The organism is Methanobrevibacter boviskoreani JH1 (genome assembly GCF_000320505.1).
Taxonomy (GTDB): domain Archaea; phylum Methanobacteriota; class Methanobacteria; order Methanobacteriales; family Methanobacteriaceae; genus Methanarmilla; species Methanarmilla boviskoreani.
The window spans coordinates 364036-379907 of record NZ_BAGX02000020.1; the positions used below are offsets into that span (position 1 = coordinate 364036).

Here is a 15872-nt window from a genome sequence, read left to right on the forward strand (position 1 = left end):
ATAAAATTATTTTAAATTTTTTTTATTAAATTCATAAGGTGTTTCTTTGACTAACTATAAAGAAATAATTCTATACATCGTAATTATTGTTGTTGTCTTAATTGCAGGACAGCATTTAAATGTTGTAGTCTCTGGAAGTATGGAACCTGTATTCTATAGAGGAGATATTGTAGTTGTTGAGAAGGCAGACATGTTCGGCATAAGCGAATTCAATCCAAACGATGTTAAAGTAGGAGATATTGTTGTTTATGATGCAACCTGGTATAACAGTCCAGTTGTACATAGAATAATCAATATAACTAATATTAATGGAACCACCTATTATGAGATAAAAGGTGATCATAACACTGCTCCAGATCCTTATCTGGCTACAGCTGATCAAATTAAAGAGAGGGTCGTTACAGTTAATGGTCAACCATTAATTATTCCTAAATTAGGATATGTTACTATAGCTTTAAAAGGATATTAATCCTTTTATAACTCTTACTTATTTTTATATGAATTTTATTATAACAAGCCTTGAATTATAAATCTTTAATTTTCATAAGGCTAGAATTATTTTTAGGTGAACCAATGTACGATGAATTAGAACAACTTGCTATTAATGCGTTATACGATGCTACCTGCAAATTAGATGCGGAAGTATCAAAAGATAAAATCATGTTAGAATTCCCACCAAATCATGAAATGGGGGATATCGCTTCTACAGTTACCTTTCAATTAGCTCCAATTTTAAAGAAATCACCTGCTATGATTGCAGAGGATATTGTTGGTGTAATTGAAAAACCTGAATTATTCACTAAGATAGAAGCTAAAGGACCATATGTAAACTTCTTCATTGATTACGATAAGTATTCTAAAGGATTACTTGACTCAATAGATGAGAACTATGGCCAACTTCCTAAAATAGATCAAAAGATTGTATTGGAACATACATCAGCTAATCCAAATGGACCTTTACATATTGGACACATCAGAAATTCTATTATAGGGGATTCTTTAACAAGATTACTTAGAACCTCTGGAAGGGAAGTCGAGACCCAATACTATGTAAATGATATGGGAAGACAGCTTGCCATGGTTGTATATGGTATTAAGGAACTAGGTTTAAAAATAGAAGATCAAGGTGAGGACAAGATAGACCACAATATCGGTCTTGTATACCTTAAAGTAAATCAGGCATTTAAAGAGGATCCATCACTTGAAGACGGTGTAACCAATTTGATTAAAGAATATGAGAAAGGAGACAATGATAAGTTAAACAAACTCTTTGAGGATACAATCAATAAATGTCTTGACGGTGTTAAAGAAACCTTGAAACGTATGCATGTAAAACATGATAAGTTTGTATGGGAAGGTACCTTTGTACGTAATGGTGATGTGGACCGCTATGTTGACGAGATGGTGGAAATCGGATATGCACGTATGGAAGATGTTTTAAGGTTGAAACTCGCTGATTTTGGTATTAAGAACAATCTTGTATTAAGAAGGGCAGACGGTACTTCCTTATATTCCACAAGGGATATTGCATATCACATGTATAAATGTGACCAGGGAGACATTGTTTTAGATATCTTAGGAGCAGATCATAAATTGGCATTCCGTCAAGTTAAAGCTGCACTTGAGATATTGGAAAAGATTGAACCTAACAGTGATAAGGTGGAAGTATTATTCTATGAATTCATTACATTGCCGGAAGGTTCAATGTCCTCACGTACAGGTAACTTCATATCTGTAGATGAACTTATAGATGAGGCAGTATCAAGGGCTAAGGACGAGATCATCTCAAGACGTCATGACTTATCTGAAGAGGAAATAGACGAGATTGCAGAAGAGATTGGTATCGGTGCAATCAGATTCTATATCGCAAGATTATCCCCTGAAAAACACATCAAATTCAAATGGGATGAGGCTTTAAACTTTGAGAGAGGTTGTGCATCTATACAATATGCTCACGCACGTGCTTCCAAATTACTTGAGAAGGCTAAAAATCAGGGCATTGATTTAGATAGTATTGAGTGTGAAGATAACTGGTCTCCAAATGAATTTGAATCCAATCTTATCAGAACATTATCCAAATATCCTAAACTCATTGGAGAATCTGCAGAGCTTAGAAGAATCCATCCGATTGCAAATTACTGTCAAGAATTAGCTAGTGACTTTAACAGATTCTACAAAGAAAATCAAGTAATCGGTTCTGACTTTGAAGGTGCTAGATTAGTTTTAGTTGAAAAGGCTAAAATCACCTTAAAGAATGCATTGGATATTCTTGGAGTAACTGCACCTAATAGGATGTAGTCTTATCTTCTTTTTAATTTTTTATTTTTTATTTGGCTATTTTTCTTTATTTTAGTAATTCTATTCTGTTTTAACTATTTTTGTCGGTTCTAGTAAGTTGATTTCTTTTATTTTGTAGCTATTTTCAGATTATAACTTATAAGTTATAACTTTATTTAATATAATAATTATCATTAATCTAGATTAAAATCCTGTTTTTAATAAAAAAAGCTTTTATATGCTGTAAATATTAATTATCTAGATAAATATTAGTTGTTTAATTAGTCTAAGCTATCATATTAAAATACTATTTTTTATTTAAGTTATAACTTATAACTTACAACTTATATTTTTAATTAAATTTCAATAACTGTTAAATAAAAAAATGATTCTGATAGTTTTAGTTTATTAATTAAATTAATGTTATAAAAATAGAAATTGCTGTATAAAATAGTTGAAAGATGAATATTTACTCAAATCTTTTAAGAATCTCTGTGGAATTTTCTTCAACTTTAAGTAATTCTTTTTTAAATATGAGTCTTTCATCTTCACTTAAGTGATTTAATATCTCATCTTCCCATCTATTGTCTACATCAAATACTTTACTTGCAAAATCCCTTCCCTCATCCGTGATGGTGATGATTTTTTCTCGTCTATTTTTGGGATTCTCCTTTCTTTCTATAAGATCTTTATCCTCAAGTTTTTTCACGGCCCTTGCAACAGTACCTTCACTTACACTAAATTCATCTGCTAGGTCTTTCTGTGTTACGTGATCTCTTCGATATAAATTAATTAAAAATGGAAATTCCCCGGAATTAATCTCGGTTTCCTTTAAGAGATTGGAAAGATACATGTTATGGGAACGAAATATTATAGATAAGATTTTAGGAAGGGGATATTCCATTATATCCCTATCACTAAACTCTTTTTTGACGGTTTTCATGTTTCACCTTAATTGATAGATTTTTTATTCTAACTGTTTATCCTGTTTATTCTATTTGGAATCATTTGGTTTCTGTTTGAATATTCCAAGTTTGTATAGTCTTTTAATATAATATCTACAGTAGATATATGCAAATATTGAACCTAGAATATCTCCTATAACAATACCCCAGTATACACCAGTAGCTCCTGCATAAAGCATGAACGCAGCTACTGCAGCAAATATCACATCTAATATTAATGATCTGTTGGCTGTTAATATGAGGGATTGGGTTCCCTTTCCAAGTGCCTGTAACACTGAACTTGCTGATATACCAAAACATACAGGCAGGATGTATAGACACATAATCTTTAAGAATTGTGATATGAGTGGTGATAGTTCTGCACTTGATGAGGAATATGAAAACATATATGCTAATTGATCTGAGAATATAAAGAATATTACCGCAACAATTAAAGCGGTTATAAATCCAATCTTTACACTGTAATTAAGTGTTGTTTTTAACTTGTTGTAATCCCTTTCACCATATGCAACTCCTGCTACTGTAATTGCAGAGGTTCCAATACCTATTGCAGGCATTATTCCAATTTGTACAAGCCTCCAGCCTGCAGTATATACAGCTACTGATACGGTTCCTCCAACCATCGCAAGGATTGCATTTAGGATGATTGCGGTAATTGACATGATTAGCTGTTCAATACTAGCCGGTATACCTACAAGAAGAATGTCCTTATACATACTTGTATCTTGTCTGAAATATTTTCTCTCAATTGATATGTAGGTATCCTTCTTAATCATCACCCAATAGACAAGTATAATTAAATCTACAAGTCCACTTAAAACAGTCGCTATAGCTGCTCCAGCTACACCAAGTCCAAGCACATAGATGAATATCGGATCTAGAATCATGTTTAATATTGCTGTAACCGCAAGTGGTATGGTTGCTCTTTTCACATCTCCCTCGGATCTTAATATGCTTCCGAACAATGCCGGTAAGGTTAATGTAAATGTACCGATTATTATGATACTTCCATAACTCATACCATAACTTAATACATCCTTTCCACCCATTGCAATTAAGATAGGCTTTAAGAATACAAGTAACACGACTGTAAGGAGTATGGTGGTTATAAGTCCAATTATTAATGAGTGACATCCTGCATTATTTGCTTCATAATGTTGTTTCTCTCCTATTTTCCTTGATATTAGGGAGTTTGCTCCTGCACCTATTCCGTTTCCTATACCTACCAATATTAAGAAAAGAGGTGTCACAAATCCCAGTGCTGCAAGGGGATCTGATCCAAGACCTGCTACCCACACACTATCAATAATGTTGTTAGCACTCATAAGTAGCATACTAATAATCATAGGCCATGATAACTTTAGCAATGCCTTTTTTGGATCTCCCCGAATCATTCTAACTGTTTCAGTATCCATATCTTCTGCCATTTTATCTTCCTTTATAATAATTAAATAGTGATTATAAAAATTAATTCTTTTATTGTCAATAGTTTAATATTCAACACTTGCATATGCAAGTATTATTTATATACTTTTTTCTAGTATATAAAGCTTGGCTATTTTCAAAAATTTTCTAAAGTTTGAAATTAATCTTTAAATAATTGATTTAAATTCAGACATATTTTAATCTTTTAATTCTTTAAAAGAAGGTTTATATTTCATTTAATAATATAATTAGATTTTAATATAAATAAATTTAAGTTCTCTTAGAGATTTATATCTGATTTAATTAGATTTTAGTATAAATAGGCTTAATTTATCTTAAATAGATTTATTTTAGATTTAATTAGATTTCGATATAAAAGAGATTATATTAATTTAAAAATAAAAAAATAAGATTAAGATTAGGTTGCAGTCTCTAAGCGAAACCATAAGATACTACATTACCATCGGAGTCTGCAGTTCTATAATATCCGTCATCATAATGGACTTTATGATACCCATTACCTATGTCTTCACTATATGTTTCATGTTCCTTAGGATTCCAACCGTCCCTTCCAGTATCATTTTCCTTAAGTCTGTGTGAACCGTTGTCACCGCTTGATGAATCTGAGCTTGATTGGCTGTTGCTGCTTTCATCATCATCTGTTAGATTTGTAGTGTTATCGGTACTGTTATTTGTAAGATTGACTGTGTTATTTACTATATCCTGGTTATTGTCATTACTAGATAAAACAAAATAAGCTGCAAGGGAAAGGATGGCAATACAAACAATCACAATCACTGCAATTAATATTATATCTTTATTCTCCATATTTCGCCCCCATAAGTTTTTTAAGATACATTATTGTCTATATCTATTAAGTTATTAAGCATTTTCTAAATTTATAACATACAAATTGAAAAAAAAGCTTTTGATAATGTCTTAATAGATTATAAATTATAACATATAACTTATAATTTATAACTTATAATAATAGTTTATAAGTAAATAACAAATTTCTGATTATAACTTATAACTTATAAGCTATTTTTTATAAAAAATCAATATTATCCTGAATTATATCTAATAGTTTAGGATTAAAATTAATCAGAATTATTAGATTTCTAAAATAAAGCATAAAAATTAAATATAGAAAAAATAAGCTAGGAATATAAAAAAATAGTAATAATTAACTCAAATGAGTTAATTTAATCTTTTAAATAATGATACATTATAGCTTTCTGAGCATGTAACCTGTTTTCAGCCTGATCATATATAACAGATTGAGGACCATCAATAACTTCACTTGTTACCTCTTTACCTCTTATTGCAGGTAAACAATGCATAAATATGGCATCGTCTTTTGCTAATTTCATGGTTTCCTCATTTACCTGATATTTTGCAAAGTCATTATTTCTTTTTTCTGCCTCTTCCTCTTCACCCATACTTACCCAGACATCAGTGTATACAGCATCAGCATCTTTTAAGGCAAGTTCTAAATCAGGTGTAATGGTTATTGTAGAACCAGTTTCTTTAGCTATTTCTAAACCTTTTTCCGTAATCTTCTTATCTGGTTCATATCCTTTAGGGCAAGCTATTGCAAAGTCCATTCCTAAATAAGCACAAATTAGTAAAAGTGAGTTTGATACATTATTTCCATCACCGACAAAGGTCAATTTTCTATTTAAATCTCCCTTGTGTTCTTTAATGGTTAATATATCTGCAAATGCTTGACATGGATGTTCAACATCAGTCAATCCATTGATGACAGGAACGTCTGCTTCCTCTGCCAATTCAACAACATCTGCATGATTAGTAGCCCTTATCATTATTCCATCAACATATCTACTTAAAACCTTGGCGGTATCTTTAATAGGTTCTCCTCTACCAAGTTGAATATCATTTGTGGATAAAAATAGTGCAGTTCCACCTAATTCATACATTCCCACTTCAAAGGATACTCTTGTACGTGTTGATGATTTCTGAAAGATCATAGCTAATTTCTTGTCTTTTAATGGCTCTTCATCATCAAATTTACCATCTTTAAAATCACTAGCTAAATTAATGATATTTTCTATATTATCTTCCAAATCAGTAATTGATAAAAGACTATTCATTTAATTTCTCCAATAAATTAATAAAATTAAAATTATATATTTGTTTTTTCTATTTATAAATACTTTCTAAAATATTGAAAATTTAATGTATTTACATATATCTAGATATGATATTATACTATATTCTAAATTGTTATTAATTAGTATTTTCAATTTATCTAAAAGATTTTCAATTTTTTTTACAGTAATACTTATTTAATAGAATTGTTATTTGATTTAATAGGTTTTAGTATTATTTTCAAATTTGTATGGAAATTATTAGATTATTGGATATGATTTTTAGATTAATTTTCAAATATCATGAAAACAAATAGAATAATAGGTTGAATTTATATGGAAACTAGTGCAGATGAAATGAAGGAAAATATTAAGAAGATTTATAAACGTTTGGATCAGGTATCCCCTGTTGATTTTGACTGTGGAAAATTATGTGGGGAGGTATGTTGCGTTTATGATGCAGAGGATTATCACAATGAGGATTTGGCATTATATCTATTGCCTGGTGAGGAATTGATGTATGAGGATAGTGATAGTTTCGAGTTGTATTACGTTGATTCATCTGAGATTAGATATCCCCACTCATGGAAGGGTCGAATATATCTTGTAAGATGCACCAATCCGCCAAAATGCGATCGTAGCATTAGACCGATTCAATGTAGGACATTTCCATTAATACCTCATTTAAACAAGAAAGGGGAACTCCATCTAATCTTTGATGAAAGTGAATTTCCCTATAAATGTCCAATCATACATGACCATATAAAGCTGAATGATGACTTTATAAAGGTGACCTATGAGACATGGTCTGTTCTAATAAAAAATCCGCTGGTTTTTGATTTGGTGGACATGGATTCTAGAATAAGGGATAATAGAAAAGTGGACTATGAAATTGTAATATGATTAATCTTAAAAATATTAAAGATTAAAAATAGAAAAAAAGTACTTTATTTATTATTTAATTGACTAATCTGTATTGGACCAATTTTTAGGATTAAAAGAATAAGATTTTAGATTAATTAATCTTAATCTTATTAATCTTATCTTATAAACCTTTAATTTCATTCATGTGGTTTACACGTTTCTGTACAAGTTCCTCTGTTCCAACATCACTTCTATGATAGACAGGACCCTTTACAAATTCACATGCTTTTTCTGCAATCTTTTCAGCTTCGCTAATGGATTCATCTTGAGCCACAATACCGAGAGCCCTTGAACCTGTAAGTTTTACTCCATCGTCATCTTCACTTACTGATGCATAGAAGACTTTTGCACCTAAATCCTCAATTGCCTTCTCGTCAACCTCTATCTTTTCGCCGGCATACTCTGTATCTGGATATCCCTCAGGTACAATATATTTACAGACACTTGCAAGATTATTGAACTCGACTTTATCCAGGTTTCCATCTGCAATTGCCTTACATACATCAACCATTTTGGTTTTCATGAGAGGAAGTACATTCATTGCTTCAGGATCCCCGAACCTTGCATTAAACTCAATCAAGCGTGGTCCGTCTGAGGATAACATGAACTGACCATACAATATTCCCTTGTAAGGTTTAGCCTCCTTGGCTATTGCATCAACAACCTCCTGCATGATTTTTACAGAAGCGTCATAATCTTCCTGTGATAAAAATGGTAGTAATCCTCCCTTATCGGAATATGAACCCATACCTCCTGTAATCGCACCTTGGTCTCCCTCAAATGCATGTGGATGGTCCTGTGCTGCTGGCATTGGAGCTAGGTGTTGTCCGTCACAGAAAGCCTGAATTGTATATTCCTCTCCAATCACTCTTTCTTCAATAATTACCTGTGCAAATCCGCCCATTACATTATCGATAACTTCTGACGCATATTCCTTAGCTTCATTGTTGTCCTTTAGGTGGTCACCTACAATTTTAACTCCTTTACCACCTGTTAGTCCTACAGGTTTTACAACAACTTCCTTGTCATATGAGTCTAGAAATTCATTTAAATCCTTGGTGTTGTCAAATACCTTGTAGGTTAATGATCCTGGAATATCGTATTTTTCAAAAAGATTTCTCATAAATGATTTATCAGTTTCAATTCTTGCTGCACTTTTACAAGGTCCTACACATTTAACTCCAACCTCTTCAAGTTTGTCGACAATACCCTCTCCAAGAGGTGATTCTGGTCCGATTACTGCAAGTTCAATATTGTTCTCTTTAGCATATTCCGCTACCTTATCAACCTCTCCCTCATCACCAATGGTGTATGTGGACATTCTTGAGATTCCAGGGTTTTTCTTACTAATATAGGTATATAGTTCTACATCATCCTTTAAAGCATCACAAATGGCATGTTCTCTTGCACCTGCACCAACAACTAAAACTTTCATATTATTTTCTCCTTTTTTTAAGATTATTCCTTAATCAGTCTAACTTTAAAATATTGTTTTCTAATATAAACTAAAAATATTTTATATATATTAAAGTTTATATTAATCATTAAATATATTATTATTATATTTTAAATTTTATATAATAATATTGAAAAAATATTCTTTTTCAATCATTGATATTTACATTTATAATTTAAAGTTAAGTCTACCATTATGTATGGGATTTTTTTAAAGACTTTAATTTAACAGTTGGTAGATATTCATTTTATACAATTAAAAGGTGATTTAATGAATGGTGGAGAGGCTATTTTAAAAGCCCTTAAGGAACAGGGAGTAGACACTATATTCGGATATCCGGGAGGAACAGTTATTCCTCTTTATGACTCAATTTATGATGATGACATTAGACACATATTAGTTCGTCATGAACAATGTGCGGCTCATGCAGCTGAAGGTTATGCAAGGGCTTCTGGTAAGGTTGGTGTATGTTTAGCAACTTCCGGTCCAGGTGCAACTAACCTTATTACAGGAATTGCTGATGCTTACATGGATTCAACTCCAATCGTTGCCATTACAGGCCAGGTAAATCTAAGTGCAATAGGTAATGACGCTTTCCAGGAAGCTGATATCATGGGAATTTCAATGCCTATTACAAAACATAACTATCAGATCCATGACCCTGATACAATTCCATCTATTGTAAAATCTAGTTTTGACATTGCAAGTACAGGTCGTCAGGGTCCTGTTTTAATTGATTTTCCAAAGGAAATGCAGGTTAGGGAATTAAACAAATATGAAACAACTTTAATTGAGACCCCAGGATATAATCCTACACTTAAAGGTAATATAAAACAGGTTAAAAAGGCTTGTAAAATGATTAAAAACAGTCAAAAACCTATGATTTTAGCTGGTGGAGGAGTTATTGCAGCTGGAGCAAATAAGGAATTAGAGAAATTTGCAAAAATCATCGATGCTCCTGTTGTCACTACCCTAATGGGTAAAGGTGCAGTTCCAGAGGATGAGGATTATGCCCTTGGAATGCTTGGAATGCATGGTAGATTAGTTGCAAATAAAAACATTAACAAATCAGATTTATTAATCGCAATCGGTTGCAGATTCTCTGATAGAACCACAGGTAAGATTGATGAATTCATTCCAAATGCAAAGGTTATACACATAGATGTAGATCCTGCAGAGATAGGTAAGAACATCGATGTAGATATCCCTATTGTAGGTGATGCTAAGAATGTTTTAGAGATGTTCAATAAGGAATTAAATTCCTATAAACCGAATGTTGATGCTGTTAGCTGGCTTACAGAACTAGAATCCAAAAAGGAATTACTAAAACCTAGGGATAATTATGATGATGTTCCTTTAATGCCACAGAGAGTTATAAGGGAAATATCTGAAGCATTAACTGAAGATTCCATTGTTACAACTGATGTAGGTCTTCATCAAATGTTTGCAGCTCATTACTTTAATGTAAAAAAACCTCGTAAATTCATATCATCTGGTGGTTTAGGAACTATGGGATATGGTTTCCCTGCAGCTATTGGTGCAAAGGTTGCCTGTGAGGATGATCCTGTTCTTGCAGTTGTTGGAGACGGAGGATTCATGATGGTTTCACAGGAACTTGCTACTGTACATGATTATGACCTTCCTGTAATCATTGCATTACTTGATAACCGTAAATTAGGTATGGTATATCAATGGCAAAGCTTATTATATGATGGTCGTTTATCTGAAACAGATTTAGGTACTATTCCTGACTTTGTTAAATTAGCTGAAAGTTATGGAATTAACGGTGAAAATATCACCAAACCTGGTGAAACTAAAAAAGCTGTATCAAAAGCTATTAAGGATAATGAGGCAATTCTATTAAATATTGATATCAAACCTAATGAGTTCTTGCCTATGGTTCCACCTGGTTCTGCTGTTGAGGATATTCTTGGTGAGTATGAACTTGCAAAAGATTTTGAGGATAACTAGTTGAGAGGTTTTATTATGAGTCATACAATTAGTATTTTGGTTGAACATAAACCTGGTGTTTTACAGAAAGTAACTAGCCTTTTTACAAGAAGGGGATTTAATATTGAAAGTATTACTGTAGGTTCCTCTGAGGTTGAGAATTTGGCTAGAATGGTTATTGTTGTAAACGCTGATGAGAAAGGTTTAGAACAGGTTAAAAAACAATTGAATAAATTAATAGATGTTATTAAAGTTAAGGAATTAGCACCTCAATCTTCTGTAAAAAGAGAACTTTGTTTAATCAAGGTTAAAACTAAGGATGCAAAGGCTAGAACAGAGGTTATGCAATATACCGATATTTTCAGAGGAAACATAATCGATGTTTCAGATCATAATGTTACTATTGAGGTAACTGGTCATCCAAACAAGATTGAAGCTTTAATAAAATTACTTAAAAACTATGGAATTAGAAAGATAGCTCGTACAGGTCCTACAGCATTATCCAGAGGATCTCAGACTTAATTTCAATTCTTTCTTTTTTTATTTTATTATAAAATCTATTTTTTTATTATAAAATCTATTTTTTTATTTTAAGATCTATTTTTTTATTTAGTATAGTAATTGATTATTTTTAGTTATTTCTTTATTTAAAATCAGTTTTATTTCATTTATTATTGTAATTGGTTATTTTTAGCTATTCTTTTATTTAAAGTCAATTTTTAACTTATTTATTTATCTATTTCCTCTAATATCCAGTTACTTTAACAATTTTTTATTATAAGTTATAAGTTATAATCTGTTTTTTTATAAAATTTTTTTTATATTTTTGATTAAAGTCTCTGTTTTTATATAAATGGCTTTTATTAATTATGAATCTTGGTTATTTCATTGATCTTTTAGTATTTATTGATTTAAGGTAATTTTATTAAAGACAGTTTTTAATTTTTTTAATCTTTTTATTATAAGTTATAAGTTATAAATTAAATGTTATAAGTTATATTCTGTTTTTTTATAAATTTTTTCATTTTTCTTGGTTAAAATCATTGTTTTTATATAGCTGGCATTTATCAATATGAAATCTTGGTTATTTTGTTGATTTTTTCTTTTTTTATTGATTTAGGATGGTTTTATCAAGAATGGTTTTATTTTTTTAGTTTTTTCTATTATAAGTTATAAGTTATAACTTATAAACTATAATAATTTATATTATTTAAGTTGTTTTTAGTTAATTAAATTTAATTAGTAAGAATTAGTTTAATTTATTTTATAAACCGAGAATCTATAATTGATTTTAAGAGTAAAATAAGCTGTTAAATATCATAATTAATAAATGGATAAAAGAAAATTATCCTTTATCCTTTTACATATAGATCTGTTGAACTTCTTTTTAAACGTCTAATGAATAATTTAGCCCAGGTAAATGCAACAAATCCTCCAATGGTTGCACCTATTACAAGACCATAATAGATTCCATTGGCACCTAAACCTAGGATAAAACCACCAACATATGAGAATACCAACTCAAATAGTAAAGCCCTAAATAAGGTTAATATTAATGAGGTTATTCCTTTTCCAACACCTTGGAAAGTCATGGATGCTGCAATACCAAATGGCATACCGATTAAAAAGAAACATGTAATCTTAATTAAATCTGTAATCATTGGAGCAAGTCCCACACTTGTCTCTGTATAGGTGAATACAAATGCAATGTTTCCGGCAAAGATGTATAAAACTATACATAGTATTACACTAAACAGAAAACCTAGTTTTACGGAATAGTTAAATGCAACATCTAGTTTTTTATAGTCCCTTCCACCATATGCTGCACCAACAACAGTTAGAACCGCTGTACCAATACCTATTAAAGGTATCATTGCCATCTGTATGATTCTCATTGCGGCGGTATATCCAGCCACCGCATTACTTGTTGCAACTATTACAAGCATTCCGTTGATTGCCATAACAAGTAAGGATACAATTAATTGTTCGGCACTTGCAGGAACTGCAACAATAAGAATCTCCTTTAATATATGCCTGCTGGCTTTAAACTCGCTTCTTCCAACATTTAGATATGTGTCCTTCTTAACCCAAATCCAGTAGGCCATAATCACACATGAGATACCTGCTGATATTACACTGGCCCATGCCGCACCGGTAATACCCATGCCCATGGGGTAGATGAATATCGGATCAAGTACTATGTTCAATGCAGCAGTTGCAGCTGTCACATACATTGCCCTGTTGACGTCTCCCTCGGATCTAAGTATTGCTGTTCCAACACCTGAGAATACAAAGAAAAACATTAATCCGAATACGATATAACCGTATTGAAGTCCTAGATTAGTTGTACTTCCTGCACCCATTAGGAGTAGCACATCCCTTAGGAATGGTAAAAGGATTACCGGAACAAGTATGGAAAGAATCACCGTTAATATGACAGTGTGTACAGCAGCGTTGTCTGCCAATTTCTTATCCTTTCCACCTATTGCCCTTGCAATTAATGAGTTTGCACCTGAACCTATCCCATTTCCAACTCCAACAAGTATCATAAATAGTGGTGTAATGAATCCTATTGCAGCAAGTGCATCGGATCCAAGACCTGCCACCCATATACTGTCTGCAAGGTTATATGCCATAATAAGAAGCATGGAAACCATCATCGGCACTGCTAATTTGTTTATTGCTTTTTTGGGATCTCCTGTTATAATATCAATATTGCTGTTTTTACCCTTTTCAGTTTGATTAGCCATTTTCTCCTCCTAATTGTTTTATATAAAAATTTAGACTTAAGATGATCGATTAAAATCATATTGTTAAGATAAGTATATTAGAAATAAAAAACATTACCTGAATGCCTTTCTATAAAACTTGATTGACTTAAAAATTCATATCCTCAGGATAGAAATTTTAAAAAAAAGTTAGATTAAATTCAATATTCTAAAAATCACTCTTAGAAAAATATTCAATTTATAGTATTAATATTGTGATTAGATATTATATATAATTTGTTTAAATGGTGGAAATGATTTTACCTTAATATTTAAAGTTTTTTATTTACATTAGTTTAATTAATATTAATTTTTATAAAATAACATTCATTTTAATAATGTTTATTTGAATAAACTTCCTGTTTTTATAGTTTTTTTTAAATATTTTAAAAATAGTTCATTTCATGAAATTTAAATAACTTTATAAGTAATGAAATAATATATTTAAATGTTAATATTATGTAACAAAAAGTTAGTTTATTTATTACTTAATATTATTAGATAAAAATTTTTTTTCTAGAAATTCTTTTTTAAAAAAATTAAAGGAGTTTTTAATATGCAAATGTATTATGATGATGACGTAGATACTAGCGTTATTGCAGATAAAACTATTGCTGTAATTGGTTACGGAAGCCAAGGTCATGCTCAATCTAGAAACATGGCAGACAGTGGATTAAATGTAATTGTAGGACTTAGAAAAGATGGTAAATCTTGGCAAAAAGCTAAAGATGACGGTATGAATGTAATGACCATTGAAGATGCTGCTAAAGAAGCAGATATTATCCACATCTTACTTCCTGATGAAATCCAAGCTACAGTTTACGAAAATCAAATTAAACCTTATGTAGAAAGTGGAAACACTATTTCATTCTCTCACGGATTCAACATTCATTTTGACTTAATTCAACCACCTGAAGATGTAAACATCGTCATGTTTGCACCTAAAGGACCTGGTTCCATGGTAAGACAAACTTACTTAGAAGGTTTCGGAATTCCTGGACTTGTTGCTGTTGAACAAGATCCTAGTGGAGACGCTTTACAATTAGCTTTAGGTATGGCAAAAGCTGCTGGATTCACTAAAGCTGGTGTAATTGAAACTACCTTCAAAGAAGAAACCGAAACTGATTTATTCGGTGAACAAGCTGTTTTATGTGGTGGACTTACTGAACTCATTAAAAACGGTTTCGATACCTTAGTAGAAGCTGGATACCAACCTGAAATTGCATACTTTGAAACTTGCCACGAAGTAAAACTTATTGTAGATATCATCTACAAGAAAGGTTTCGAAGGTATGTGGAAAGATGTAAGTAACACTGCTGAATATGGTGGATTAACCAGAAGAACTTCTGTTATTGGTGAAGACTCCAAGAAAGCTATGAAAGAAGTTTTAACTCAAATCCAAGATGGTACTTTCAAAAACGAATTTGCTGAAGAATATGCAAGCGGATTCTCTAACTTAAAAGAAATGAGAGAAGCTGAAAACAACGAACAAATCGAAGTTGTTGGTACTAGACTCAGAAAAGCTTGTGGATTACAAAAAGATGATGAATAGATTTTATTCATCATTTTAATCTTTTTTTTATCTTATTTAGTAATACTTTTTATCTATTTTTTATTAATTTATTATTGTTATTATTATTCTAATCCTTGATAAGATTCCAAGACTTCCAATATCTGTTTTTATTAAAGCAAGTCTATAATCGAATTATCTAACTTTTTTTCATCATAAAACAGTATTTAACTCGTTTTTCATAGTAAATTAATAGATTTTAAAATATTGAAATTTAATCTTAAAAGTTATAAAAACAGTGTTTTAGATTAGAATTTATAAAAGTGAGTAATATTTTAAATTAAACGTTATAAGAGTAGTAATTTAAAATTAAAGTTTATAAAATAATATATTTTAAATTAAAAGCTATAATGGCAGTATTTAAATTTGAATGTTATAAAAATAGTATTCTAAATTTAGTTTAGTAGTATTTAAAGTTAAAAATTA

Annotated in this window: 12 protein-coding genes; 6 read left to right on the top strand and 6 right to left on the bottom strand. The window is 30.9% G+C overall.

Annotation, left to right across the window (positions count from 1 at the left end; translation table 11 throughout):
- Positions 1–46 precede the first annotated feature (46 nt).
- Together ON24_RS05700 and argS are read left to right on the top strand one after the other, a co-directional pair.
- On the top strand, positions 47–469 hold the full coding sequence (locus ON24_RS05700; protein WP_016357678.1) for a signal peptidase I: 423 nt from the start codon (positions 47–49) through the stop codon (positions 467–469).
- A gap of 104 nt (positions 470–573) precedes the next feature.
- Positions 574–2298 (top strand): arginine--tRNA ligase, encoded by a 1725-nt coding sequence (gene argS / locus ON24_RS05705; RefSeq protein WP_040682219.1) that lies wholly within the window; start codon positions 574–576, stop codon positions 2296–2298.
- 448 nt (positions 2299–2746) lie between these two features.
- Here the strand turns inward: argS and ON24_RS05710 are convergent, their stop codons facing one another.
- The 4 genes from ON24_RS05710 to argF all read right to left on the bottom strand — a co-directional run bounded on the left by ON24_RS05710 (position 2747) and on the right by argF (position 6781).
- Positions 2747–3220, bottom strand: a complete 474-nt coding sequence (locus ON24_RS05710; RefSeq protein ID WP_016357680.1) for a MarR family winged helix-turn-helix transcriptional regulator — start codon at positions 3218–3220, stop codon at positions 2747–2749.
- A 51-nt stretch (positions 3221–3271) separates the two neighbouring features.
- Positions 3272–4669, bottom strand: coding sequence for an MATE family efflux transporter (locus tag ON24_RS05715; protein WP_081585241.1), 1398 nt, complete (start codon positions 4667–4669; stop codon positions 3272–3274).
- Positions 4670–5099: 430 nt separating this feature from the next.
- Positions 5100–5495 carry a hypothetical protein gene (locus ON24_RS05720; protein ID WP_040682220.1) on the bottom strand — a complete coding sequence of 132 codons (396 nt, stop codon included), beginning with the start codon at positions 5493–5495 and terminating at the stop codon, positions 5100–5102.
- A 377-nt stretch (positions 5496–5872) separates the two neighbouring features.
- Positions 5873–6781 (bottom strand): ornithine carbamoyltransferase, encoded by a 909-nt coding sequence (gene argF / locus ON24_RS05725; protein WP_040682221.1) that lies wholly within the window; start codon positions 6779–6781, stop codon positions 5873–5875.
- 333 nt (positions 6782–7114) lie between these two features.
- Between argF and ON24_RS05730 the strand changes: the two genes are divergently transcribed.
- The gene (locus ON24_RS05730; RefSeq protein WP_016357684.1) at positions 7115–7681 is read left to right on the top strand and encodes a hypothetical protein; all 567 of its coding nucleotides are present in this window, start codon (positions 7115–7117) and stop codon (positions 7679–7681) included.
- Between the two features lie 142 nt (positions 7682–7823).
- Here ON24_RS05730 and purD read toward each other — a convergent pair whose 3' ends face one another.
- Complete coding sequence (gene purD, locus ON24_RS05735; protein WP_040682222.1) at positions 7824–9137, bottom strand: phosphoribosylamine--glycine ligase; 1314 nt, start codon at positions 9135–9137, stop codon at positions 7824–7826.
- Positions 9138–9428: 291 nt separating this feature from the next.
- Here purD and ON24_RS05740 point away from each other — a divergent pair, with 291 nt between their 5' ends.
- Positions 9429–11129 carry an acetolactate synthase large subunit gene (locus ON24_RS05740; protein WP_016357686.1) on the top strand — a complete coding sequence of 567 codons (1701 nt, stop codon included), beginning with the start codon at positions 9429–9431 and terminating at the stop codon, positions 11127–11129.
- 15 nt (positions 11130–11144) lie between these two features.
- The gene (gene ilvN / locus ON24_RS05745) at positions 11145–11630 is read left to right on the top strand and encodes an acetolactate synthase small subunit (protein WP_016357687.1); all 486 of its coding nucleotides are present in this window, start codon (positions 11145–11147) and stop codon (positions 11628–11630) included.
- Positions 11631–12460: 830 nt separating this feature from the next.
- Here ilvN and ON24_RS05750 read toward each other — a convergent pair.
- Entirely contained in the window at positions 12461–13858 is a 1398-nt protein-coding gene (locus ON24_RS05750; RefSeq protein ID WP_040682223.1) for an MATE family efflux transporter, read from the bottom strand.
- Between the two features lie 574 nt (positions 13859–14432).
- On the opposite strand from ON24_RS05750, the gene ilvC reads away from it, so the two are divergent.
- Entirely contained in the window at positions 14433–15428 is a 996-nt protein-coding gene (ilvC, locus tag ON24_RS05755; protein ID WP_016357689.1) for a ketol-acid reductoisomerase, read from the top strand.
- Positions 15429–15872: the final 444 nt, after the last annotated feature.